At 73.5% G+C, this 24,992-nt stretch carries 20 protein-coding genes; 12 read left to right on the forward strand and 8 right to left on the reverse strand.

Features of this window, described 5'->3' with window-relative positions; translation table 11 throughout:
* Positions 1-16: 16 nt before the first annotated feature.
* From HCU73_RS05300 to HCU73_RS05330, 7 genes are all read left to right on the forward strand, one after another.
* Positions 17-610 carry a twin-arginine translocation signal domain-containing protein gene (locus HCU73_RS05300; protein WP_168622400.1) on the forward strand — a complete coding sequence of 198 codons (594 nt, stop codon included), beginning with the start codon at positions 17-19 and terminating at the stop codon, positions 608-610.
* Positions 607-1,125, forward strand: coding sequence for a hypothetical protein (locus tag HCU73_RS05305; protein WP_168622401.1), 519 nt, complete (start codon positions 607-609; stop codon positions 1,123-1,125). The genes HCU73_RS05300 and HCU73_RS05305 overlap by 4 nt, the downstream gene beginning before the upstream one ends.
* Positions 1,126-1,414: 289 nt before the next feature.
* Complete coding sequence (locus HCU73_RS05310) at positions 1,415-2,005, forward strand: hypothetical protein (protein ID WP_168622402.1); 591 nt, start codon at positions 1,415-1,417, stop codon at positions 2,003-2,005.
* Between the two features lie 429 nt (positions 2,006-2,434).
* Complete coding sequence (locus HCU73_RS05315) at positions 2,435-3,400, forward strand: hypothetical protein (RefSeq protein ID WP_168622403.1); 966 nt, start codon at positions 2,435-2,437, stop codon at positions 3,398-3,400.
* 668 nt (positions 3,401-4,068) lie between these two features.
* Positions 4,069-5,064, forward strand: a complete 996-nt coding sequence (locus HCU73_RS05320) for a glycosyltransferase 61 family protein (RefSeq protein ID WP_168622404.1) — start codon at positions 4,069-4,071, stop codon at positions 5,062-5,064.
* Entirely contained in the window at positions 5,061-6,101 is a 1,041-nt protein-coding gene (locus HCU73_RS05325; RefSeq protein ID WP_168622405.1) for an NAD-dependent epimerase/dehydratase family protein, read from the forward strand. The genes HCU73_RS05320 and HCU73_RS05325 overlap by 4 nt, the downstream gene beginning before the upstream one ends.
* A 98-nt stretch (positions 6,102-6,199) precedes the next feature.
* On the forward strand, positions 6,200-6,871 hold the full coding sequence (locus HCU73_RS05330) for a 4'-phosphopantetheinyl transferase family protein (RefSeq protein ID WP_168622406.1): 672 nt from the start codon (positions 6,200-6,202) through the stop codon (positions 6,869-6,871).
* Between the two features lie 4 nt (positions 6,872-6,875).
* On the opposite strand, the gene HCU73_RS05335 is transcribed toward HCU73_RS05330, so the two are convergent.
* A complete protein-coding gene (locus tag HCU73_RS05335; protein ID WP_168622407.1) occupies positions 6,876-7,868 on the reverse strand; it encodes a glycosyltransferase family 4 protein in 993 nt (330 codons plus the stop codon).
* 75 nt (positions 7,869-7,943) lie between these two features.
* Between HCU73_RS05335 and HCU73_RS05340 the strand changes: the two genes are divergently transcribed.
* From HCU73_RS05340 to HCU73_RS05360, 5 genes are all read left to right on the forward strand, one after another.
* The gene (locus HCU73_RS05340) at positions 7,944-9,818 is read left to right on the forward strand and encodes a glycosyltransferase family 32 protein (RefSeq protein WP_168622408.1); all 1,875 of its coding nucleotides are present in this window, start codon (positions 7,944-7,946) and stop codon (positions 9,816-9,818) included.
* 3 nt (positions 9,819-9,821) lie between these two features.
* Positions 9,822-12,215, forward strand: coding sequence for a glycosyltransferase family 2 protein (locus HCU73_RS05345; RefSeq protein ID WP_168622409.1), 2,394 nt, complete (start codon positions 9,822-9,824; stop codon positions 12,213-12,215).
* Between the two features lie 89 nt (positions 12,216-12,304).
* Positions 12,305-12,643, forward strand: coding sequence for a hypothetical protein (locus HCU73_RS05350; protein ID WP_168622410.1), 339 nt, complete (start codon positions 12,305-12,307; stop codon positions 12,641-12,643).
* Between the two features lie 17 nt (positions 12,644-12,660).
* Positions 12,661-13,368, forward strand: a complete 708-nt coding sequence (bcsS, locus tag HCU73_RS05355) for a cellulose biosynthesis protein BcsS (RefSeq protein ID WP_168622411.1) — start codon at positions 12,661-12,663, stop codon at positions 13,366-13,368.
* Positions 13,369-13,430: 62 nt separating this feature from the next.
* Positions 13,431-14,276 carry a hypothetical protein gene (locus HCU73_RS05360; RefSeq protein WP_168622412.1) on the forward strand — a complete coding sequence of 282 codons (846 nt, stop codon included), beginning with the start codon at positions 13,431-13,433 and terminating at the stop codon, positions 14,274-14,276.
* Here the strand turns inward: HCU73_RS05360 and HCU73_RS05365 are convergent.
* The 7 genes from HCU73_RS05365 to ribA form a co-directional block, all read right to left on the reverse strand.
* Positions 14,270-18,883, reverse strand: a complete 4,614-nt coding sequence (locus HCU73_RS05365) for a non-ribosomal peptide synthetase (protein ID WP_168622413.1) — start codon at positions 18,881-18,883, stop codon at positions 14,270-14,272. The two genes, HCU73_RS05360 and HCU73_RS05365, sit on opposite strands and share 7 nt — an antisense overlap.
* Positions 18,880-20,688, reverse strand: coding sequence for an AMP-binding protein (locus HCU73_RS05370; protein WP_168622414.1), 1,809 nt, complete (start codon positions 20,686-20,688; stop codon positions 18,880-18,882). Before HCU73_RS05370 ends, HCU73_RS05365 begins: the two co-directional genes overlap by 4 nt.
* Before the next feature lie 136 nt (positions 20,689-20,824).
* Complete coding sequence (locus HCU73_RS05375) at positions 20,825-21,652, reverse strand: RibD family protein (RefSeq protein ID WP_168622415.1); 828 nt, start codon at positions 21,650-21,652, stop codon at positions 20,825-20,827.
* Complete coding sequence (locus tag HCU73_RS05380) at positions 21,639-22,427, reverse strand: class I SAM-dependent methyltransferase (RefSeq protein WP_168622416.1); 789 nt, start codon at positions 22,425-22,427, stop codon at positions 21,639-21,641. Before HCU73_RS05380 ends, HCU73_RS05375 begins: the two co-directional genes overlap by 14 nt.
* 3 nt (positions 22,428-22,430) lie before the next feature.
* Positions 22,431-22,826, reverse strand: a complete 396-nt coding sequence (locus HCU73_RS05385; RefSeq protein WP_168622417.1) for a 6-pyruvoyl trahydropterin synthase family protein — start codon at positions 22,824-22,826, stop codon at positions 22,431-22,433.
* 9 nt (positions 22,827-22,835) lie between these two features.
* Complete coding sequence (locus tag HCU73_RS05390; RefSeq protein ID WP_168622418.1) at positions 22,836-23,792, reverse strand: MDR/zinc-dependent alcohol dehydrogenase-like family protein; 957 nt, start codon at positions 23,790-23,792, stop codon at positions 22,836-22,838.
* Complete coding sequence (ribA, locus tag HCU73_RS05395; protein ID WP_168622419.1) at positions 23,789-24,955, reverse strand: GTP cyclohydrolase II; 1,167 nt, start codon at positions 24,953-24,955, stop codon at positions 23,789-23,791. The genes HCU73_RS05390 and ribA overlap by 4 nt, the downstream gene beginning before the upstream one ends.
* Between the last annotated feature and the right edge of the window lie 37 nt (positions 24,956-24,992).

Genomic DNA, 24,992 nt, shown 5'->3' on the forward strand with positions numbered 1-24,992 from the left:
ACCAAGGAGACCGAGAATGCTTTCGCGCAGACAGTTCATAAAGACCGCGGCCGTAACGACGGCCGCCGCGTCGCTTGCCGAGCCGACCGAGGCCGTCACCGGGACACCCCGGCTGCCGCTCAAGGCTGAACCGCGTAGGAGAACCATCTTTGCCCGGTCGCATGTCGGCGGCCAGCTGCGGCTCTACAGCGATGCCGCTGACCAGCCGCGCGCCCTCATCCGGCAGGACGCTCTCGACCGCGCCTTCGGAAAGGGGGCAGGGCAGGGTCTCCTGCAACCCGATCACTGGCGCATGATCGACGAGGGCTGGTTCTCAGGCGACGACCTCTTCCTGCCCACGGATCCCGACTGCTCCGAGTTCGCCGTGTGGCAGGCCAACTACCACCACGATTGCGAGGCGCATGACATCCTCGCCGATCTGCTCGGCGTGCATCTCTCGCCGTGGGGTGGTCGGCTGGACCGGGTCGGCCTCTCGTTCGCCGAACACCCCTGCACCCCGCGCTTCGCGACCGCGACCCTCGTCCACGCCGATTGCCTGCCCCATCTCGTGCGGGAGGTGGCCGAACGGTCGGACTGGATCTCGGTCCATCCGGATCCGGTGAGCACATGACCCGCCGCAAGGAGGGGCGCATCGAGATCCAGTTACCGAGGATCGCCATGTCGCCCGCTGAATTGCCCCCGCAGCGGCTCCACACCGTTGTGGACCTGCCCCCTCGGCCTGACGGGTTCGAACCGTCGGTCACATTCGGCGCCTTTCCCGGCACCGCCTATCCAAGGCATCGACCTCGCCGGCTGCGATACCTCGGGTCGGTGGAATGGGCCTGGAGCCCTGCCCACAACCGCTTCGAGGCCTATCACCTGCACCGCGGACGCGGGCATTGGTGCCTCTATATCCGGGATCTCGATCCGTTGGAGACGCAGTTCACCTGGCTGGAGGCTGCCTACGTCGACCGGCGCGGTGTCGATGAGCGCACGGCCGCCATCCATCTGATGATCGCGATGTGGGAGGTGTGCGCCACGGACTACGAGATGGAGCGGTTCCACTGGATCAACGAGGAAGCCTTTCTGTCCGTGGAGGAATGGATGGCGATCGCGCGGATGGTCTGGGTCGACATCTTGTCCTGAGCTTCCCTCGGACGCGCAACCTTGGGCGGGCTGCCTGTACGTCGCAGGCGTAAACAGGCTGACCGGGGGCCTCGGATCCGGCCTGACCAAGAAAAAATCTTAGTGAAACGCCACCATAATTCGTGGCTCTTCCCCCTTGTATGCTTGCTCCTGACGGCGATCAGCGGTCGGTTCAAATCCCTCAGGTCAGCGTGGTTCTTGCGCCACCAAGATCGAGGGACAGCAGCCGCCATCTGCGCGCTTTCGAGGCCGGTTTTGGGGCCGCGGACACAAACTAGGAGCAGGGCCAATGTTCAAGGCGTCGGGTGATGTACAGGCAGAGGGCGAAAAGGGCGTCCCCGTCATGGCGGTTGCGGGCAGGCGGCATGGTCCGGGCCCCGACTGCCACCCCCTGGCCGAGGATGGGGCGAAGATCATGGATGGGATTGTGGCGGAACTTGCACCGTCGACGTCGCTGGAGGCGAGCTACGCAGAGGACATTGCGGACGTTGCCGCCCAGATCTGCAGGCAGAAGAGCATGCGCGACGCCAGCTACCGCTCCCTCGGCCAGGACGTTGTCTGGCGCCGTGTTCGTCATTTGCGTGGTTTCGAGGGCAAGAGGGTCGAGGTGATTGCCACGTCCCTTGCACGGGGCTGGTTCAATGGTGAGCAGGAGGCCATTGCTGAACTGGATGGCATGGGCTTGTCGACGGATGTCATCTTGGCTGCCGTTCATCTGGCCAATCAGACGTATTTCCGTGAGATCGACCTCTCGATCGAGCGGCTTGAGAGGAGGAGGCAGCGCCTGCTCGAGGAGTACCACCACCTGAAGAAGAGCCGTCTGCTCCGGGAGCAGGTCGAGGATGCGGAGGTGGTGTCGCATGCCCAGCGAACGCAGTAAGGGGCGCCTCGGTCGGTCCTCGACTGGGCCCCGGACAGAGGAAGGCAAGGCCCGCTCTTCGAGGAATGCCCTCACCCACGGCATGACGTCGTCGAAGCCCGATGAGGCGAGCATCCGAGCGCGGCTGGAGGAGGTGGAGGAGCATTTCGGTATGGGCTGTGTGCCCTACCACCTCGCCTTCACCTTCGCAGTGGCACAGGGGCGCGTAGACACTGCGAGGTCGTCGCGTGGGAGCTGCTACCCCACCACGGCGTCCGTGGCGCCCGTCTGTGCCCCATTATGGCTTGGAGAAGACGCCGTCTCCACCTCGGGTGGGCGTGGGAGGAGCCTTCAGGACCGGTACCTCTCCGAGGCCATCTCCGCGAGGAGTAAGGCCCTCACTGCTATCTTCCGTCACCTGTCGAACAAACGCCAAAAAGGAGGCCTGTCGTGACCAAACGCCTGAAGGTCTACCACGATCGCGAGGAGCCGACCCCCTCCGAGCCCCTCTGCAGAAGGTGGCGAGAGGCCTTTGTCGCTCGTTATCTTGAGCACTTCGACGGGCCTCGCGCGGCGGTGGAAGCTGGGTATCCTCCCCGTGCCGCAGCCTGGGTCTCGTCCATCCTGCTCGCGCTCCGTCCCATCCGCCAGAGGCTGTCTTACCTTCGCGAAAGGCCGTCCAGCCCGAAGTCTCCCGCGAGCAGCTTCGCCGACTTGGTCGAGGAGGAGGCCTTCGAAGAAGCGACGAATCTCTACGTCACCAACCCCTTCACCGGCGAGCTCGAGCTCGATCTCTCCAGCGCGACGAAGGCACAGATGCGGGGCCTCGGCTTCACGCGGAGGACGGTATCGAGGGGAGGGGTGACGAGCGAGGAGACCGTGATCAAGCGGCTTCCCCGTCAGCCGGCTGTCAATGCCATCCGCCGGCGCATCGGTCTCGACCAGCCCGATCCGAGCCTCACCCGAGGCGAGGGGGCGGGCGAAATTTCTTTCAGGGTTCGTCATAGCTTTCCGATACTGGATGAAGACGGCAAGGTCGTGGAAATCGACGCTACGGGTGTGGAGTTCCAGGAATGGAAGCGTGAGAAGGAGGCCCGCTCGCGGCGTCAGAAGGAGGTGATGAGGGCGAGAGCGAGGAAGGCGCGCGTCTTGGGCTATCCCGACCCGTCCATCGAGGCGCGGGAGAATGTAGAACATTTCGCGCGCAGCAGCACTATGGACCTGGACCAGCCGCGCAACTCCATGCAGCCCGTGCATGACGATGAGCACGGCACTTGCGACATCATCCCTTCCGGCGAGGGGGGCGATGAGGACGCTTGGCTGGACCAGGGATGGGGGGAGGAAGAAGATCCTCTTGTTATTGCCTATGAGAGCACTGAACATGAGCGCAACGAGCCCTACCTCTCCGACCTCTGACGGTGGACGTGATCATGCATTTCCCGAAACGAACTAGATGAACAGGACGCTCTGTAAGCCAGACGTTCCCAAGCGACCTGTCGGCAAGGTCGAGCGAGCGGGAGTCATGACGGCGTCTCGCTATGGCCGTTCATATTGGACTTTGCGGGGCAGGGCAGCAATGGGTTGAAATCTGAAATACTGTTAATAATCAATATCTTGAATACTTGTCTGTTCCATCCCTCCGACCAGAAGATTGGCAGTCCAAATCCACGCCGCCCCCCATCACGCACGCCTTCTGCCCGTCGCGCCCTCCCAGGGTTCATCCCTTTACCGCCTCGCCGCAGCCTGCAGCGCACCCGCCATCATCCCTTTCGCGCCTCCTCCAACCCGACGCTCAGCGCCGCCGCCCCGCCCATCCATCGGGCCCTGATCCCGCCCCGCACCAGGACCATCGCCCCCCGACAGAACGTCGCTCCCCCACACCTCCGGCTTGTCCGCGCGCCGACGCGTCGCCATGCTCGCAGGGCAAGTCCAGGACGAGCAGACCAGTGCCTTACCGATTGCAGGACCTTCCCCTCCGAGGCGCCCCGACCGGGGCAGGGGGCGGGGACGTCGCGGTCGGAACAGCCGCATCAAATGACGCGGCGGCGGGGCAGACCCTGATCCACGAAGGCTGGCGCCCCGGCGTGGCCCTCGACGGGCACCCCCTGTGCCTGCCGGACGACCCCACCTACGCCCTCGACGTCTATACCCGCGCCGTTGCGCCCCGGCGCTGCGAGGCGTGGCTCCTGCGCGGCGACATCGTCGTGGAGCCGCTGCACCGGGGCATCCTGCTCGACGGTCGGCCCGTCGAGCCGACCTCGCTCGTTCGCGCCGAGACGGCCGCCGGGCTGGCCGCGCGCAAGGCCACCGAGCAAGGCCCCGCCGAGCCGCCCGAGCAGGCGCCGATCGACGCCGCGATCCATTTGCAGCACCTGTGGGAGGGCTCCTTTTTCGACGCGCCCCACAGCCTGCTGCCCCGCATCTTCCAGGCCGAAGATCTCGGGATCGACCCGGCCATCCCGCTGCTGGTGTCCGAGGCCTTCCTGCTCCACAGCAAGGCCGCCGATTTCCTGCAGCCCCTTGTCGCCGGGCGGCGGCGCATCGTGGTGCACCGCCATGGCCACCGGCTGCGCTGCCGGTCGCTCTACCTGCTCGATCCCTACCGGTTCGACCGCGCGTCCTGGGACAGGATCTCGGCCGCCACCCCCGCCGCCGACCCGCCCGCGCCGATCGGGCCGCGCATCGCCCTGATCCGCGGCAGCAATGCTTTCCTCCGCCGCGTCACGCGGGGCTACGACATCCTGGTCGAGGCCCTTTGCGCGGCGGGATTCGACCGCGTCGATCCGGGCGCGCTGTCGGTCGGGCAGCAGAAACGGATCTTCGCCGCCGCCACCCACATCGTCACCGAGAACGGCGGCGCGCTCACCAACATCATGCACCGGCTGGGGCGCCCGCTGCGCATCGACAGCCTGATCGCGGCGGACTACCGCACGACCACCTTCCAGGTCATGTCCACCATGTACGGCTACGACTTCCGGTCCCATGTCCTGCCCTCGACCAGGACGGCCGCGGGGATCGAGATGCAGCTGGACCGGGACACCGCCGCGGCCATCCTCGCATCGGCACGGGAGACGGAATGAAGATCGCCATGTTCGGCGCGTCGGGCTTCGTCGGAAGCAACCTCGCGCATCACCTGTCCCGCGACACCGCGCACGAGGTCCGCCTGTTCGACCTCGAGGAGCGCAAGCTGGCGCTGCGCTTCGAGAACGCGGCCTACAGCTTCGAGCCCCTCAGCATCGCCGACGGCAACCCCCGCGTGGACGAGATCGTCGCCGAGAGCGACCTGGTGGTCGACCTCGCGGCCCATGTCCACCCGGCGATGTTCCTCAACCGCCCCCTCGACGTCGTGCAGCTGAACCTCTTCGATTGCCTGACGGTGGTGCGGGCCTGCGTGCGGCATCGAAAGCGGCTCCTGCATTTCTCCACCTCCGAGGTCTACGGCAAGGCCCATGGCAGTGCCGAACCCTTCCGCGAGGATCACACCGATCTCGTCCTCGGGCCGGTCGGCAAGACCCGCTGGATCTACTCCTGCGCCAAGCAGCTGCTCGACCGGATGATCCATGCCCACGGCGAGGAGCACGGGCTCGACTACACGCTGGTCCGCCCGTTCAACTTCGTCGGCCCCCTGATGGACAAGTTCTCGCGCGACTGGAGCCGCGACGACAACCCGCGCGTCTTCGCCAACTTCATGTCGTCGCTGGTCTACGACCGCCCGCTGCAGCTGGTCGACGGCGGGCGCAGCCGCCGCTGCTTCACCTACATCGACGATGCGGTCTCGGCGCTGCGGGCGATCATCGACGCGCCCGAGGCGATGAACCGGCAGGTCGTGAACATCGGCAACCCCGCCAACGAGACCTCGATCCGGGACCTGGCCGAGCTGATGGTGCGCCACTACCGCCGGCTCTGCCCCGGGGCGCCGGTGCCGGCCATCGTCGACGTGCCCTCGGCCACGTTCTACGGCGAGGGCTACGAGGACTGCGACCGCCGCCTGCCCGACATCTCCAAGCTGCGGGCGATCGGCTGGTCGCCCCGCTTCGGCCTCGACGAGACGATCCACCGCTCCATGGCGTATTTCGTGCACAACCACGCCCGCCTCGTGGCGTCCCTCGGCGAATAGGGCGCCGCCCGTGGCGCTCGCCGCCGCCCGCGACCTTGGCGGCGGGCGGCGCCCGGGCTAGCCTCCGGGCCGGACCGCAGGAAGGGGCCGCCGCGACCATGCCGCCGCATCGTCCACCGCAAGACCGGCCGCCCGGCGCCGCGCTCGCCGCCGCCGCCCGCGACCTTTGCGGGGCGCGCATCGGCTGGGCCTGGGCGGACCCCGGCCACCACCACCCGTTGTGGCCCGGCGAGGCGCTGGACGGCGCCGTGCCGCGGCGCGCCGCCGAGTTCTCGGCCGGTCGGGCGGCCGCGCGGCAGGCCATGGCGGCGCTGGGCCTGCCCCCGGCGGCGCTTCCCGTTGGTCGGGACCGGGCGCCGGTCTGGCCCGAGGCCATGGTGGGCAGCATCAGCCACAGCCGCACCGCCTGCCTCGCGGCCGTGGCGCGGCGCGCCGACCATGCCGGTCTCGGCATCGACATCGAGGCCGCGCCAGGCCCCGAGCCGGCCATGTGGCCGTCCTACATGACCGACGCCGAACGCGCGGCCCTGCCCAGCGACGGCGTGGCGGCGCAGTCCATGGCCTTCGCGCTGTTCTCGGCCAAGGAGGCCGCCTTCAAGGCGCAGGGCGGGCAGGTCGGATTTCGCGACATCGCGATCGGCCTCGACCTCGCCGGGGGCCGGTTCGAGGCCCGGTTTCCCCCGGTCGCCGGACATGCGCCGCCCCTGCTGGAGGGGCGGATCGCCGTCGTGGCCGGGCACGTGCTGGCCGTGGTCGCGCGGCCGGCCTGACCGCTCAGCCCCGCCACAGCGGCGCCAGGGCCACGGCGGGCGGCCGGTCGCGGAACAGCCGCACGGCGATCATGTCCGCGATGCCCGGCACCGGGGTGTCGGCCCCGGCCTCGCGCCGCAGCCAGTCGGCCACGCCCTGCATCACCCGGTCGCGCTCGGCCCGCAGCCGGGCGAGGGCGGCCGCGCGGACGGCCTCGCGCGGGGCGCCCTCGGCGGCCAGCTCGGCCGTCGCGGCGGCCACCGCCGCCGGATCGGCCGGCACGACGCGGGCGAAGGGATGGGGCAGCATCTCCAGCCGCCCGCCGGTCGCCTCGGTCGTGACGATCGGCAGCCCGCACAGGGCGTATTCGATGCTGGCCCGCATCGGGCCTTCGCGCTCGGACAGGCACAGCCCCACCCGCGCCCGGGCCAGCTGGCCGGCATAGTCCGGACCGGACAGGGCCCTGTAGGCGCCGTCGCCGAGGCGGTGATTGATGAACTCCGCCCGGGGCAGGTCGGCCATCACCCGCAGGATGTCGGCCGGGGTCGGGCGCCAGTAGACCAGCATCGCCCGGTCGATCGCCGCGGCCAGCGCATGGCGCTTGTAGGGCTCCAGCACGGCCACGTAGACGGCGTCGAACTCCCCGGGCTCGGCCGGGGCGACGGGCCTGAAGATGGATTCATCGCCGAAGGCCAGCAGGTTGCCCGGGCTGGCCGCGATGCCGGCGCCCCGCAGCGCCTGCAGCTCGGCCTCGGAGTTCGCCAGCACCAGGACGCGCGCAAGCGGCAGGCGCTGCCGCAACCGGGCCAGGTCGGCGGCCAGCGCCGCCACCTCGGCGGGTCGGTCATGGGCCCAGGCCAGCGTCAGGATGTGGTACGACGCCCGGCCCTCGAACAGCTCGGGGTAGTCGCCGACCAGGCCCGCCACGGCCCCTTCGGCCAGCCGCCGCTTGCCCAGCGTGATCGGGGGATCCGCGCAGAGGATGCCGCCATACACCGCGGGCCGGGTTGCCTGCATCGGGATTTCCCTGTCTGCTAGAGCGCCGGCGCCCCATCGGGCGCCCGTGAGTCGAGGATCACCGGAAAGGCGGCGATGTCAAACGAGGAGCTGTTGGCAGCCGCCGCCGAGCTTGACCGCGAGGACGGCGAGGCCGCGCTTGCGCGGCTTGCGGCCCTGCCGCCCGAACCGCAGGGCGCCGCCCTTGACGATGTCCGCCTCGCGCTGGCGCGGCGCGCCGTGCTGCTGCTCGGCGCCTCGGGGCAGCTGGGCGGGGCCAAGGTGCGCGCCGCCCTCGCGCTGATCGACGCCGATCACGCCGCGACCGCCGACCGCGACCCCTGGCTCCTGTGCGGCATGGTCGAGGACGCGGCCCGCGCCCTGCCGCCCGGTGTCGGCATGGGCCTCGCGCTGCATCGCCTCTGGCCGCTCCTGCCGAGGCTGCCCTACCACGTGCAGTACGAGATGCTGACGGCGACCTTCCTGCACGGCCAGTCCGCCCGGCTGTTCGCCCTGTGGCGGCACCTGCTGCGCGGGGATCCCGGCTTCGTGCCGGATTTCTGGCAGTTCCAGACGCTCGCCCGCAGCGTGTTCGAGACCGACCGCCGCACCGCGGCCGACCTCGTGGCGCCGCTTTCGGCCGATTGCGGCCGGCCCGACCTCGGCCCGCTCCTGTCGGTCTATGCCACCTTGCTGCGCCAGACCGACTATCTCGGCGGCCTTGCCGCGGCGCGGGCGTTGCCGGACCCGCTGCACCGGGCGCGGCTGGCCGACTACCTGCTCGGGGCCGGCCAGACCGAAGACACCATCGCCGCCGCCGTGGCCGCCCATGCCGACCTTTGCGACGGCGACGCCCCCGAGGACGAGGCCAAGCGCCGCTACATGGCGGCGCGGCAGGCGGGGTCCGAGGGGCGCTGGGGCGAGGTGCTGTCGCTGACCGACGACGCCGTGCTGAACACGCCCGCGGTCGGTCACGCCGCGCTGTGCCTGCGCGCGCTTGCCCATGTGCAGCGCGACGAGACCGGGGCCGCCGCCGAGATCCTCGATCACGTCCGCAACGGCGGGCACGCGCCCTGGTTCCTCGCCATGCGCGCCGACCAGATCAAGGCCGCCGCCCGCCTGCGCGCGGACACCGGGCAGGCGACCGGGGATCACCCCGCCCCCGCCCTGCGTCGCAGCGCCGGCCGCCCGCTGGCCCAGTCGCTCTGGGTCGGCCCGCGGCTGCGCTGGATCGAGGAGCTGTCGATCCGGTCCTTCCTCGCCAACGGGTGGCGCTACGCGCTCTACGTCTACGAGATGCCCGAGAACGTGCCCGAGGGCGTCGAGATCCTGGACGCCGCCGCGATCCTGCCGGCATCCGATCTCTTTGCCGAAAGCCGGAGCAGCGGCATCCACAAGGGCTCGCTCGGCGCCTTTTCCGACCTGTTCCGCTATGCCCTGATCGCGCAGCGCGGCGGCATGTGGACCGACACCGACGTGCTGAACCTCGACCTGTTCGACCCCGATGGCGCGCGGTTCCTGGCGACCGAACGCATCGACGCCGGGGTGGTGGGCCTGAACGGCGCGATGATGGCCGCCCCCGCCGGCTGCGCCCTGCAACGGCGGGCGCTGGACCGCGCGCGGGCGATCCGCGCCGCCGAGGAGATCCGCTTCACCCGGATCGGGCCGCAGCTCCTGGCCGAGCTGGTCGGCGACGGGCTGGCCGGCGATCCCGCCTACCACGTCCTGCCCGTGGCCTTCCTGAACCCCTTCGGCTGGATGGAAACCGGGCGGCTGCTCGCGCCCTTCGCCGAGGTCGCCCGCGCGCCGCGGCTGGCGCAGGCCCGCAACATCCATGTCTATACCGAAACCTGGCGCCTGCTGGGCCTCGGGCTCGACGGCGTGCCCGACGGCGACGGCTTTCTCGCCACGCTGGCCCGCCGTCTCGCCGAGACCCCCGGCCGCCCGGTCCGCGCGCTGATGGAGGGCTGAGCCATGGCGAACGCCTTCACCCGCCTGACCCGGGCCCTGTTCGCCCGGCGCACCGCCGCCCCCCGGCCGCCGGTGCAGGACTGGTCCGACACGCCGCTGGCCCGCTGGCTGGACCGGCCCGAGCGCCCCCTCGGGGGCCTCGCCGCCGAGGGCGCCGACCTCTTCGCGCTGATCGCCGGCGAGACCTCGACCGAGGTGCTGGCCGCCGCCATCCGCCGCGCCCGCGCCACCGGCGACCGCCGGTCCGAGATCGCCGCCAGCGAGCGGCTGGTGGCGCTGACCGCGGCGCCCGATGTCGCCTGCCCGCTGGCCGAGCTTCTGTTCTGGTCGGGCCGGCCCGACCGCGCCGCCGCCGTTCTTGCCGCGACGCCCCGGCCCGCCGAGGCGCCCGGCACCTGGGACATGACCGCCGTGCTGCTGGCGGCCTCGGGCGCCGACCCGGTGCGCGGCCGCGACGAGGCCGTGGCCATCGCCGGGGGGGCCACGGGCGGGCTGCGCGCGGCGCTGGTCGCGCGCATCGTCGAGGCCGACCTGCGCCGGGGCGACACCGCCGCCGCCCAGTCCCTTCTCGACGCCGAGCGCGGGGCCGGCGGCTGGCGCAAGCCGCTCGCCCTTCTCGCGGTCCGCACGCGGCTCGTGGCCGAGGGGCCCGAGGCGGCGCTCGCACTCCTGCAGGCCGAGGACGTGACCGCGGCGATCGGCGACGACGCCGAGGCCGCCGCGGCGATCGAGGCGCGGGTCAGGGCGGCGCTGGGCCGGCACGAGGAGGTGTGCGAGCGCCTGTTCCCCCTGATCGCCGAGGCGCCGTGGAGCTGGTCGCTCTATGCGCCGGCCGGCGAGGCGGCCTGGAACTGCGACCGGCTGCGCGACTTCGCCGATCTTCTCGACCGGGCCGCCGCGCTCTACCCGGCGCGCACCGACCTGCTGCAGCTGCGATGCACCGCCGCCGCCGACCTCGGCGAATTCGAGCTGGCCGAGCGCCTGCTGGCCGAGCTGCGTCCGCGCTCCGAATGGGCCTACCACGAAGCCCGCCTCGCGCTGGTCTGCCAGCGCCCCGGCGACGGGCAGCTGGACGCGGCGCTGGCCGAGGCCGAGGCCGCCGGCGTGCCGGCGCGGGTGCCGGCCATGGTGGTGGCCTCCTTCGCCTATTTCTACGGCGCCGCGCAGGTCGGGCTCGACCGCGCGCTCGACATGATCGCCCCCTTCGCGGACATGTCCGGCGAGGACGCGGGCTATGCCCGGCTGCGCCTGCGCCTGCTGATCGGGCTCGGCCGCGACGCGGCGGCCGAGGCGCTGTGGCAGGGCCTGCCCCCCGGGCTCCGGCGCGAGGCCGGGCTGGAGCCCTTCGGCCTCTATTTCGAGCAGCGGGCCGGCCGGCACGCGGCCGCCCGCGCCGGCTGGACCCGCCACCTTGCCCGGACGGCCCCGGTGGCGCTGAACGCGCGCTCGGCCTATCCCGACTGCCTTGCCCTGAAATACGACGCCGCCGCCGGGTCGCCCCGCGACGTGTTCCTGTTCCTGACCGTCTTCAACGGGATCGAGTACATCGACTGGTTCCTCGCCTACTACCGCCGGCTCGGGGTGGCGCAGTTCTTCATCGTCGACAACGGCTCGACCGACGGCACCCGCGAGCGGCTCCTGGCCGAACCCGACGTGTCCCTGTTCCATGCCGGCGGCAGCTTCCGCCGCTCGGGCTGCGGCGTGTTCTGGGTCAACCACCTGCTGCGGCGCTTCGGCGCCGGCCACTGGTGCCTGCATGTCGACATGGACGAGGCCTTCGTCTTTCCGCACATGGACGCCGGCCGCAGCCTGCGCGATTTCCTCGACTTCCTCGAGGCCGAGGGGGCCGAGGGCGCGGCCGGCGCGATGATCGACATCTACCCCGCCGATCTGGCCTCCGCCGCGGCCGAGGCCGCCGGGGGCGGCGACCCCTTCGCCGCCAGCCGCTACGTCGACCGCGACTACAGCTTCCTGCCCTGCGAGACCCCGCCCTACGTCTTCGTGCAGGGCGGGCTCCGGTCGCGGCTCACCGGCCGCAGCCTGATGATGACCAAGGCGCCGCTGATCCGCATGGCACCCGATGTCGCCTACCTGGTGACCAACCACCAGCACACCCACCTGCCGCTGTCGTCGGTCCGCGTCGGCCTGCTGCACTACAAGTTCGTCGGCGACATCCGCGCCCGGCTGGCCGAGGCGATCGACCGGCAGGAGCACTTCATGGGCGCCCGCTTCTACCGTGCGCTCGCCGCCCCGGTCGAGGCGGGCGCGGCAGGCGCGGGCGGGGGGTTCCTGTCGCCCTGGAGCGTGCCGTGCGAGGGGCCCCGAACCCTTGTCGACCTCGGCCTGATCGCTAGTTCCCCGGGGTGGGATGGCTGGAATGCCACGGCCGGGGCCTGAAACTTTCGTCGCGCGAAGACAGCCATTGTGTGCGGGCCCGACGAAAGATACGTTTCGCTTGCAAATCACAACGGCAGGGAGACCGTGCCATGAAGATGTCGTTCAGTTCCTTCCTTCGCCTGCTCGTCTCGGCGATCCCCCTGATCGGCGCGAGCACGGCCACGTCGGCGCTTCCGATCCGCCCCGCCGAGCACCAGTCCTCGCAGTGGATGCAGACCCGCACCACCGACACCGCCGAGGCCTACACGCGCTTCATCCTCGAGAACCCCGACAGCCCGATGGTCGCCGAGGCCCGTGCGCGCCTCGCTACGCTGGCCCGGGTCGAGGCGGCGGTGACCGCGCGGCTGCAGCCCGCCGTCGACCGGGCGCTCGAGTCCCCGCAGCAGGACGCTGCGACCGGCGGCTTCGGCCGCATCATGAACATCTGACGCGCGAGGATTCCGCCGTGACCCGATCCATCCGTACCTCCGCCGTCGTCGCCGCGATGGCCCTTGGCGTCTCGGCGCTGCCGGCCCACGCGAACGAGACCGAGATCATCGGCATCTTCAACTCGGCCGAGAACGACTCGACATACGTCTCGGCCAGCCTGCGCTACAGCTTCGGCGACTCACTCGACAGCGGCCTGATCCTGCGCGGCGACATCGCGCGCGGCAACTACGGCTTCAACGTCGGCGGCACCTCCGTCGACGGGACCATCGACACGCTGCGCCTGCTGCTCGGCTACGCGATCCCGTTCGGTGACAACAAGCTGACCTTCTGGGGCGGTGTGAGCTCCCGCGAGCGCACCCACAGCCCGCTGGTGGCTCCGCTCGTCGACGAGGACGGCGTGGGCGGCTTCGCGGCCATCGAATACGACGCGGTGCTTCCGGGGCAGGGCAACTTCTCCGCGCTGGCCGAGTATGACAGCGTCTTCCACACCACCTACACCAGCGCCTACGCGGTCTGGGAAGTGGGCGGCGTGATGGTCGGCCCGACGGCCAACCTCCTGTGGGAAGACGACTACGAGCGCCGCGCCCTCGGCCTGCGCGTGCAGGCGCCGCTGGGCAACGGCCTCGAACTCGTGCTGACCGGGGCCTGGGCCGAGGGGGGCAGCAACGGCAACCTCGACGTCGACTCGTCCTACATCGAACTGCAGTTCAGCAGCCGCTTCTGACCGACCCCGGGGGCCCGCCGCCCATGCCTGACGATGCAAGGACGGCGGCCGGGGACGGCCCCATGCTGGATTACGACCTGCTGCGGCGGTCGGCCGTGCTGCTGGGCGACTATCGCACCGGCACGCAGTACCTGAAGCTGCTGCTGTCGCAGGTCACCGGCTTCCGTGCGCCGGTCGAGCCCTTCGGTCATTTCGATGACCGCAGCCTCGACGGCCACGGAGAGGCGATCGACATCGGCCACACGCTGGAAACCGTGGTGCGCGAGGGCGCCCTCGACACCCGCGACCTGATCCTCGACCCGAACCGCGCCATCGCCGCCTACCTCGCGCTGTTGCAGGCGCGCGTGCCGCAGGGCGACCCGCGCGGCGAGCCGTCGCCCTTCCTGCTCGACATCAAGTACGACCACTGCTTCCGCTTCGGGGCCGAGGCGCCCGGCCGGACGCCGACCCTGCTGCGCTGGCTGGTGGCGCACCGGCTGCCCTTCATCCACCTGATCCGCCGCGATGCGATCGGGCAGGCGATCTCGGCCGCCGTCGCCGAGGAGCGCGGCGTCTGGCTCGAGACCGACAGGTTCCGGGGCGACCGGCCCGCCGGCGGCATCTACCTCGACCCCGCCGTCATCGTCGACGCCGCGATCGCCCACCGCGAGGCCCGGCGCGAGATGCAGGCCCAGCTTGCCCGGCTGGGCGCCCGTGTGCTGGTCATCGCCTACGAGGATGCCATCGGCCCGGGGCGGCCGGGCCAGCTCAGGCGGGCGATGCGGTTCCTCGACGTGTGGGTCCGAATGCCGGCCGAGGCCGCGCCTGTGACCCGGTCGCAGGCCAGCCACGAGATGGTGGCGAACCTGCCCGAGATCCTCGACGCGGCCCTCAGGGCCGACCCCGAGCTGGTCGGCCGCGCCTACTGAGGCACTGCTTCGCTTGTTTTCGCTGCCCACAGCCGGCGCAGCCCGGCGATCGACGGGTCGCCCCGCCACAGCTCCTCCGCCGCGTCGATCAGTGACAGCGCAAAGGCGTCGTCCTGCGGCACCAGAACCAGGCGCAGCACGGCCTCGTAATGCGGCAGCAGGGTCTCGCTGCGCGCAAGCGCGCGGGCGCTCAGGTCGTAGGCCCGGCCACGCTGCCCGGTCATGCGGGCGACGCAGGCCTGCGCCAGCAGCGCGTCCACGCGATCAGGGCCGTCCCGGTCGAGCAGCGCGGCCAGCCCCGCCGCCTCGGCGTCGCGCCCGCGCGACAGCAGCCGCGCGACCCGCTGCAGCCCGGTCCCCGGGCGGCCGACCGTCCGCGCACCGCCATGCCCGCGCGCGATCAGCCGGTCGCCGAGCCAGGCCAGGCCCGCCGTGTCGAGCGCGTGGGCCGTGACGTGCCAGGCCCCGATGTCGACCCGTCCGGGCCGCAGCAGCATCGCCGCCGCCTCCCGCGCAAGCCGCGCGCGCGCCCCGGCCTCGGCCAGGATCTGCAGGCGTTCCACGTCCACCACCAGCGGCAGCGCCCCGGTTTCGCGCAGCAGCGCGTCGAACAGCGGGATCGCGGCGGAGGGGTCCGGGCCGTGGGCGGCGGCGACCGCCGCGTGCAGCGCGTCGAGCTGCGCGTCGGTCCAGGCCTCCTGCCGCTGCTCCGGCGGCGACCCGTCGCCGGCGATGATCCGCTCGACGGTCTGCGCCAGCTGTGGCGCCACCGCCCGCTGCACCGCCTCCAGGTGCATCATGTCCACCGGCCACACCGCCAGGCCGCCGCGGGCCAGGATCGACCAGTCCCGCGGCGTCGCCAGGCGCGGCCACGGGTAGCCGCGGGTGCACCAGATGAAATCCGCCCGCGTCACGAAGGGGCGGGCGCGGTGCGCGCGGCGCAGCGTCTCGAGCCAGTCGAGCCGCGTGGTGCCCTGCTCCTCGCCCGTGGTGGCGCGCCGGCGCGGGACCAGCGTGTTGCCGGGGTCGACCATGATGACCTGCGCGGGCGGGCGGCCCCGATCCTCCAGCACCGCGGTCAGCGCCGCCGCGAGGTAGCCCGACAGGGAATACCCCGCGATGGCGAAGGGGCGGTCGGGCGGGATGGTCTCGGCGATGGTGTCGGCGAACACACCGCAGAGCGCCTCCAGGTCGGCCGGGCGGTCGGGCGATGCGGCGGTCCAGGGCGCGCGCAGCCCGAGGATGGACGGCCCGCCCGGGTCGAGGAACGGCAGCAGGTTGGCGATCCAGCCCGGCTCGCCCGTCAGGCCCGGCAGGCAGACCAGCGGCGGCCGCGCCGGGTTGCCCGCCCGCAGCACCAGCGACAGCGCCGACCGCGCCGCGGCAGCCGCGGGCGCAGTGGCCCGGCCGGCGGCGACCGCGTCCTCCAGCACCCCCATCCGCGGGTCGCGCAGGAAGGCCGCGGCCTCGACCGTCGTCTCAAGCTCGCGCTCGACGCGGGCCAGCATCCGGAGCGCCAGCAGAGAATGCCCGCCCAGCGTGAAGAAATCCGCCTCCCGGCCCAGGCCCACCGGCCCCAGCAGGTCGGTCCAGATCCGGGCAAGGCGCGGGTCGGCGGCGCGCGCCGCGGTGTCGCCCCCGGCCTCCTGCGCGCGGCGCCGGGCCGCGAGGCCGTCGAGCGCGCGGCGGTCGATCTTGCCGTTCGCCGTCAGCGGCAGGCCCTCGGGCAGATGCACCAGCCGGCCCGGCATCAGCTGCCGGGGCAGGCGCCGGCTGAGGCCCCGGCGCGCCTCGGCCTCCAGCGCGGCCGAGGTCGGCGCCGCGGCATCGGCCTCGGTCTCGAAGAACGCCTCGAGCGCGGTCACGGTGCCGGCCGGGCCGTCGCAGACCGCGCGCACCGCCGCGGCCCGCACCCCGGGCAGGGCGGTCAGCGCGGCCTCGATCTCGGCCGGTTCGATCCGGTAGCCGTTCAGCTTCACCTGCGCGTCGATCCGCCCGAGATGGTCGATGGCCGATCCGTCGGCCCGCCAGCGGCACAGGTCGCCGGTGCGGTAGAGCCGCAGCGCCGGCCCCGCCGGCAGCCCCAGCGCCTCGGGCCGGACGGTGACGAAGGCGCGCGCCGTGCGCTCGGGGTCCTGATTGTATCCCAGCGCCAGGCCCGGCCCGCCGACCAGAAGCTCGCCCGCGAAGCCGAAGGGCACCGCGCGCATCGCCGCGTTCACGATGACGACGCTGTTGCCGGGCAGGGGCCGCCCGATCGGCCCCGAGACCGCGTCGCCATGCTCGCGCCCGATCGGGCCGCCGGTGGTCAGGGCACCGTTCTCGGTCGGGCCGTAGACGTTCCACAGTGTGATCCCCGGATGCGCCGCGAGGATGCGCTCGGCATGGGGGCGCGACAGCGCCTCGCCGCCGACCAGCAGCTGCCGCAGACGCGCGAAGCAGCCCGGATCCTCGTCGGCCAGCGCGTTGAACAGCGCCGTCGACAGGAAGGCGATGGTGCATCCGGGCGACGCCACGACCTCGGCGAAGTCCTGCAGGGTCGCGGGCGTCCGGGGCGGACAGATCAGCTCCGCCCTGTTCAGCAGGGCGCCCCAGATCTCGATGAAGGCCCCGTCGAAGCCCGGCGACGCCAGCTGCACGATCCCGTCCCCCGGCCCGGGCCGCACCGGGAACGACCCGAAGGCCAGCCGCGTCAGCGCCGCATGGGGGATGACCGCGCCCTTGGCCGGGCCCGTGGTTCCCGAGGTGAACACGATGCAGGCGGGCCGCGCGGGCGACCGGTCGCCCAGCCGCGGCGCCGGGCGGCCGGGGACGGGCGTGGGGGGCAGGGCCACCGCCCGGCAGCCCGTGCCGCCGGCCGCCGCGACCGTGGCGACGGCGGCGGCCGCCGCGGCGTCGGGGCACAGGATCACCCGGCAGCCCGAGGCGGCGACGATCCGGCCGATCCGTTCGTCGGGGTAGTCGGGGTCGATGGGCACCACCACCAGCCCGGCCCGCAGCACCGCCAGCGTGGCGACCGGCAGGGCCTCGCCCCGGGGCAGCATGATCCCCACCGCCATGCCCTCGTCGAGGCCGAGATCCTCGCGCAGCCAGGCGGCGAGGTCGCGGCTGCGGGCGTCGAGCGTCGCGTAGTCGCTCCGCGCCTCGCCCGCGCGCAGGGCCGCCGCGCCGGGATGGGCCGCCACCGCCGCCGCGAAGGCCGCCGGCACGTCGTCCCGGTCGCAGCCCTCGGGCGCGGGGTTGAGCGCCGCCGCGGCGTGCCGCCCGGTGTCGTCGGCGCCGGTCAGGTCGACATCGCCCACGGCCAGGTCCGGGTCGGCGAGCAGCCGGTGCACCAGCCGCATGTAGGCGGCCAGCAGGGCCTCGCGGTCGGCATCCGTGAACAGGTGGACCCGGGTGCGGAACGAGAATTCCAGGCCCTCGGGCGTCTCGCGGAAGTCGGCGGCCAGATCGGTGGGCACGCTTTCCTCGGGCAGGCGCCGGACCGAGGTGGCCAGGCCCGGCAGCTCCGGGGGCCTCTCGTAGCGGTTGTAGCGCAGGAAGGTGGCGCAGACCCCCTCGGCGCTGGCGGCGGCGTCCCCCGCGCGGATGCGGGCCAGCTCGGTCTGGTAGGTCCGTCCCAGCTCGGCCAGCCCGAGCCCGGGGTCGAGGTCCAGCGACACGCCCGCGTAGCCGATCAGCATCCCGATCCGGCGCCGGTCGGCCTCGGGCCGGCGGATCGAGTAGGCCACCCCCACCGCCACGCCGCGGCTGTGGCAGAACTGCCCCAGCAGGACGGCGAAGGCGGCGGCGCAGAGCGAATAGGTGGTCAGCCCGCGGCTGCGGGCGATCTCCGCCAGCAGGGTGGCCCCGTCGGCGCGGAGCAGGGCCGTGCTGCGGCGGGCGACCGCCAGGTTTCGCCCCGCGTCCTGGCTCAGCCGGCCCGGGACCGGCCAGGGCAGGGGCCGATGCGGCAGCGTGCCGGCCGGTGCGCGGGGCGGCGCGACCGGGGCGGGCCCCGTGGGCGCCGGCGGCGGCGGGCCGGCCTGCCCGGTCTCGGCGGCATAGAGATCGCCGATCTCGGCGGCGAGAATGCCGATCGAGGTGTCGTCGAAGGCGATGTGATGCACCGACAGCCCCAGGATGCAGAGGGTCGGCTGCAGCACGAACAGCCGGAACCGGCAGGCCGGTTCGGCGGCCAGGTCGATGCGCCCGGTCGCGTGCAGCCGAATCCGCCGGTCGAGCCACGCCTCCTGCTGCGCCGGGTCGCGCGGGGCGATCTCGACCTGCAGGGGGATTTGCCGGGGATCGGCCAGCGCGGGCGTGGGCACCCCGCCCTCCAGCCGAACCATCAGCCGCAGCACCGGGTGCCGGTCCATGAGCCGCGCCAGGGCGCGTTCGAGGGCGGCCGCGTCGAGCGCGCCCTCGATCCGCCAGGTCCGGGTGATGGTGAAGGCGCTCGACGCGGCGTCGACCTGGTCCGCGGTCCAGATCGCCAGCTGCTCGCCGCTCAGGCTCAGGGGGCCGCCGTCCTCGTGCGGCGGCTCGGGCGCGCCCTCCTGCGCGCCATGCCGACGCAGCAGCGCGTCGCGCAGGGCCGCGGCGGAGAGGTCCGGGGCGTCGGTCATCTTGCCCGCCCCCCGGCCAGTGCGGTCGCGACGTCGTCGATCAGCCCGACCATGCCGCCGCCCCCGGCCGCGGCCAGCCGCGCCGCGAGCGCCGCCACCGTCGGGGCGAGGAACAGCGCCTCGGGCTCCACCGGCTGCCCGAGCAGCCGCCCGAGCGTCGCCGCCGCCCGCACCGCGGCAAGCGAGTCGCCGCCGGCGAGGAAGAAATCCGTCGTCCGGTCCAGCGGGCGGGGGCGGCCGCTGGCCTCGGCCAGCACATCGGCGAGCAGCAGTTCCAGCGCGCCCTGCGGCGGATCCACCGGGCGGGCGGCGGCATCCGACAGGTAGCGGGCGCGGGCGGCCCGGCGATCGGGCTTGCCGGTGCCGCCCACGGGCAGCAGGTCGGCCAGCACCACGCAATCGGGTGTCAGCCCCGGCCCGGCGCGGGTGGCGACGTCGAGGCGGATCCGGGCCGGGTCGGGGGCCGGGGCGTCCGGCGCGGGCCGGACCATGGCGACCGCGACCTCGCCCAGCGTGGGGTGGGGCACGCCGAACACCAACGCCGCCGCCACCGCCGCCACCGCGCGCAGCGCCTCCTCCATCGCGTGCGGCGCGATGTTCTCGCCGCCCCGGTTGATGATCTCGCTCCGCCGCGCCACGAGCCGCAGGTTGCCCGCCGCGTCCAGTTCGCCCAGATCGCCGGTGCGCAGCCAGCCCCCGGCGGTGAAGCTGGACGCCTCGGCCCCTGATCCCGCCTCGGGGATCGACGCATAGGCTGTGATCACGCCCGGCCCCCGCAACAGGACCTCGCCGTCCTCGGCGATGGCGATCTCCACCCCCGCCGCTGGCCCGACCCAGCCGTCGCGCCGGGCCGCGCCGGGCCGTTGCTGCGCGATGAAGCTGGCCGCCTCGGTCATGCCGTAGCCTTCGAGGACCTCGGCCCCGAGTGCCGCCTCGGCCAGCCGCCGCGTGGCCGCCGGCAAGGGGGCCGAGGCCGAGCGCAGGAACCGCAGCCGCAGGCCGCGGGCGAGGTCGGGCCGGGCGCGGGCCGCCAGCGCGAGGTCGTGCAGCACGGTCGGAACGGTGGTGGCCCAGGTCGCGCCGGCCCCGGCCGCCAGCGCCAGCGCCGCCTCGCCCCCGGCGGTCTCGGGCAGCAGGACGGCCCCGCCCGCCGCAAGCGGCGCGATCAGCCCGATCGACAGGCCGTTGACATGCGAGAGCGTGATCGGCGTCAGCGCGCGGTCGTCGGGCCCAAGCCCGAAACACCCGCGCACCTGCGCCGCCACATGGTCCAGGGCGGTGTGGCGCAGCGGCACCAGCTTCGGCGTGCCGGTGGTGCCCGAGGTCGGCAGCAGGAAGGCGACCGCCGTGTCCCATTGCGCGGGCGTCGCCCGGGCGGGGCCGTCGGCCCGCCAGTCGCCCGCAGGCGCCGGCAGGATCAGGGGGCAGCCGGCCCGGCGCGCCGCCGCGGCCACCGCGCTGTCGGGGGCGGCGGCGAACACGGCGCCCGGGCGCACCCGGGCCAGCAGGTCGTCCAGCATGTCGGGGCCGAGGGTCGCGGCGGCGGGCGCCACGGCAAGACAGGCGCCCAGCGTCACCAGCGCCGCCGCCGCCTCGGGGCCACGGCCGACCTCGAGGATCACCCGCTGCCCGGGGGCAAGGCCCAGCCCGGCCAGCGCCGCGCGCGTCCGTGTCATCCGGTCCGACAGCGCCGCCAGGCCGATCTCGGCGCGCGGGTCCAGCCCGATCAGCGCGGGCGCCGTCGGTGTCAGCCGCGCCTGCGCCGCGATCGCGGCGCACCAGGCTGGCCCATCTGCACCGACCACGCTGACCCTCCGTGTCCCCGACGCCCGAGGCCTCGGACACTACCACCCGGCCCAAGACGTTCAAGGCGATCCTGTGCGCGCCCGGGCCGCGCCCCGCACCCCCCGCTCCGGGGGATGCCGCCGCAAGGGTCGCCCGTCAGGCCCGCGAGACGCCGTCGCGCCCGAGGTGCAGCGGGGCGGTGGCGGCCACGGCCTCGGGGGTCAGGCCGCAGTCGAACACCACGTCCGAGCCCAGCGAGAACACCCGCATCTCGGGCCGGATCGCATCGGCGAGGAGGGGGCTGGGCGTGGCCAGCGTCAGGCCCTGCGGCCCGCCGCCGATCAGCAGCGGCGCGATGGCGACCTGCAGCCGCGTCATCAGCCCCGCCTCGAGGAACCGGGCGATGGTGATGCCGCCGCCCTCGATCAGCACGCTGTTCAGCCCCTCGGCCTGCAGCGCGGCGAGGATCTCGGCGGGGTCGAGCTGCCCGTCGCGCAGCGGCAGGTGCAGCGCGGTGACGCCGGCCGGGCGCGGCCGGTCGACCGCCTGCACGACGATCCGGCGCGCCCCGTCGTCGGCCAGCACCGGCGCGTCGTCCGGCAGGCGGCCGCGGGGGTCGATCACGACCCGGGCCGGGTTTCGCCCGGCGCAGAGCCGCACCGTCAGCCGCGGGGTGTCGTGCAGCGCGGTGCGCACCCCGATGACCACCGCGTCGACCAGCGCGCGCATCCTGTGCAGATGCGCCAGCCCGTCCGGCCCCGACACGTCGCGCGCGTCGCCCGATACGGTGGCGACCCGCCCGTCCAGCGACTGGCCGATCTGGCCGACCGTGACGGGCCCCACGTCGCGCCGGGCGAGCGGCCCGTAGAGGTCGAGCGCGGCGCGTTCCCCGGGGCTCCAGCGCCCGCAGCAGGTGCAGGCAAGGCCCTGCTGCACCGCGAGCAGGCGTTTCCAGACCCGGGGCGTGACGTCAACGAACTGCATGGCTGGACTCGGCTGGGGAAGGGCGGGGCAGGGCGAGAAGGTCGAGGTGCCCGATCCGGCACCGGGTCCGGTCGGCGGCGGCATGGCGGTCGCAGCCCCAGCCCGGGGCCTCCGGCGCGCCGGCCTCGTGTGCGGCGGCGGCGATGCCGTCGGTCAGCTCGCGCTGCAGCGCGGCCATGTCGGGGCCGAGCACCCAGGGGCTGTCGGCGGTCAGCACGTCGAACCCGGCGGCCCGCAGGATCGCGGCGCTGCGGTCGGCGGCATCGGGCCCCAGCGCCGGGCCAAGCCCCTTGTCGCCGCGCTGGTGGCGGTTGAAGGCCGCGGTCACGGCGGCGTCGCGCGGGTCGTCCGGCGTCCAGTCCATCCGGCCATCGTAGCTCAGCGCCGCGTAGAACGGCACCCCCAGCCGGCGGGCGAGGCCCGCCACCCAGGCCTCGGGCATCAGGTCCAGCAGCGCCGAGGCCGTGACCAGCGTCGCGCCCGCCAGCGGCAGGGCGTCGAGGTCGCCGAGGTCGGCCTCAACCGCCTCGGCCCCGTCCCCCGCCGCCGCGGCCGCGATGGCCAGCAGCGCGGGGTCGTTGTCGACGAAGCGCCAGCGCGCGCCGGCCGGCAACAGCGGCGCCAGCACCCGCCAGGTCGCCCCGGTGCCGCAGCCCAGGTCGACGATCACCGGCGCGGGCCCCGCCGCCTCGGCCGCCCGCCGGGCCAGCACGGCGTCACGCGCCGCCCGGTCGGCGGGGTCGCGCAAGGCCAGCCAGTCGGCGGAAAAGCCCATTGATCAGACCTCCGCCTCGTACCAGGCGCGGGCGACGTGGCTTTCGTGGAGCGTGATGCGCAGCTTCTTGACCCGGCCGCCGTCGGCCAGCTTGCCCGCGCGCACCCGGGTCGCCATCGCCTCGAAGATGTGGCCGCAGAGGAACTCGGTGGTGGTGAACTTGCCCGCGAACTCGGGCACCTCGTCGAGGTTCTTGTAGCGGAGCGGCGCCAGCGTCTCGGCCAGCGCCTCGGTCGCCAGCCCGATGTCCACCACCAGCCCGTGCTGGTCGATGTCGTCGGTGAAGAAGGCCGCGTCGACCGTGAAGGTGGCGCCGTGCAGCCCCTGGGCGGGGCCGAAGACGGGCGAGGGCAGGGAATGGCCGATCATGATGTGATCGCGGACTTCGACGGCGAACATGGGGTCTCCTTAAGCAGCGTCGTAGCGGATGCGGTGGCAAAGCGTGTCGGGGTCCGACAGGATCGCGCCGTAGCGGGCGGGCAGGTCGGCAAAGGCGGTCTCGCCCGAGATCAGCGCGTCGAGCGCGGGGTCGGCCAGCAGCTCCAGCGCCTTGGCCATGCGGCGGGCGTAGCTCCAGCGGGGTGCGCGGGCGGGGGGCACATGGCCGACCTGCGAGCCGACGAGGCGCAGGCGGCGGCTGTGGAAGGCCCCGCCCAGCGGCACCGGCGTGGTGCCCGCGCCGTGCCAGCTGCCCTCGACCACGGTGGCCTCCTGACCGGCGCAGGCGATGGCGGTGGCCAGCCCCGGCGCCGAGGCCGACAGGTGCAGGACCACGTCGCAGTCCGCGGGCGCGTCACCGGGCAGGGCGAAGCGGCAGCCGAGCGCGGCGGCCAGCGGCGCGCGGGCGGGGTTGGTGTCGACCAGCGTCACCTCGGCCCCCGGCAGCCGCGCGGCGAGGTAGCCGGCCAGCGCGCCGACGACGCCCGCGCCGATCACGGCGATGCGGTCGCCCGGGCAGGCGCCGCTGTCCCAGACCAGCGTCAGCGCGGTTTCCATGTTGGCGCCCAGCACCGCGCGTTCGGGGGGCAGCGCGTCGGGCAGCGGCGTCAGCGCCGCCTCGGGCAGGCGGAACCGCGCCTGGTGCGGGTGCAGCGCAAAGACCGCGCGGCCCGCCAGCGCCCCCTCGGCCACGCGGCCGACGGCGCAGTAGCCGTATTTCACCGGGAAGGGAAAGGCGCCCTCCATCGCCGGGCCGCGCATCCGGTCATGCTCGGTCTCGGGCACGCGGCCCTCGAACACCAGCCGCTCGGTGCCGCGGCTGATGCCGGAATACAGCATCTCCACCGCCACGCCCTCGCCCAGCGCGCCGGGGCGCGTCTCGGCCCGCCCGGGGCCGACACACCAGAGCGCGGGCGCCGTGGTCACAGCAGGTGCCCCGACTTGGCGGCCTTGGTCGCAAGGTAATGGGCGTTTTGCGCCGTGCGGCCGACCCGGAGCGGCACGCGCTCCACCACCTCGATCCCCTGCGCGCCGAGGCTCGCCACCTTGGCCGGGTTGTTCGTCATCAGCCGGACCTGCCCGATGCCCATGCGGCGCAGGATCTGCGCGCCGATGCGGAAATCGCGCTGGTCGTCCTCGAAGCCGAGCCAGTGGTTCGCCTCGACCGTGTCCAGACCCGCATCCTGCAGCGCGTAGGCCCGCATCTTGTTGGCCAGCCCGATCCCGCGCCCCTCCTGGTTGAGATACAGCAGCACGCCGCCCGGCCCCGCCGCCATCGCCGCCATCGCGCCGCGCAGCTGCGGGCCGCAGTCGCATTTCAGGCTGCCCAGCACGTCGCCGGTGAAGCAGGCCGAATGCAGCCGCACGGTGACCGGCCCGGACAGGTCGGGCGTGCCGATCTCGATGGCGTAGTGTTCGGCGCCGCCGTCGTCGGGGCGGAACACGTGCACCCGCCCCGCCGCCGAGGCGTCCATCGGCAGCCGGGCCGAGCTGACGCGGGTCTGGCTCCGGGCCTCGTCCAGCGCCCCGGTGATCTCGGCCAGCGCCATCGCCGTCAGGCCCAGCGCCGCGACCGCGCCGCCGTCGCGGCCGGCCAGCGGCACGGCGAGCACGGCGGGCACCACCTGCACCGTCTTGGCGATCTCGATCGCGGCCCGGTGCAGCGCGGTGCCGGCCTGCAGGATCGGCAGGCTGGCGCCGCCGGTCGGGGCGTCGGGCCCCGCCTGCCCGGCGACCGCCGCGAGCCAGGCCAGATCGGCCCCCGCCGGCACCCGCAGGCGCAGCGTGTCGCCCTGGATCGGCGGCAGCGCGCCCAGCGCCTCGGCCCGGCGCCGCGTCAGCACCAGCTCGGGCTGCCCGAGCGCTGTCATCGCGCCGTAACGTGCGTCGGTCACCGTCTCCACCAGGGCCACCAGGACCGAGTCGCCGCCGTCCTGCAGGATCACCGGCAGGCCCAGCCGCAGGTCGCCGCGGATGCGGTGCAACCGCTCGATCCCGCGCGGGGCGAGGGCGGGCGTGACGACGTGCTGGTCGGGCCGGTCGGGCACCGCGATCGCGGATCCGGAGGCGGCAAGTGGGCTTGTCAGCATGGCAGACCTGTGTTCCCTGTCGAACCCCGCTATCTAG

Origin of the sequence: Roseicyclus persicicus (genome assembly GCF_012395815.1) — a bacterium.
Classification (GTDB): Bacteria; Pseudomonadota; Alphaproteobacteria; order Rhodobacterales; family Rhodobacteraceae; genus Roseicyclus; species Roseicyclus persicicus.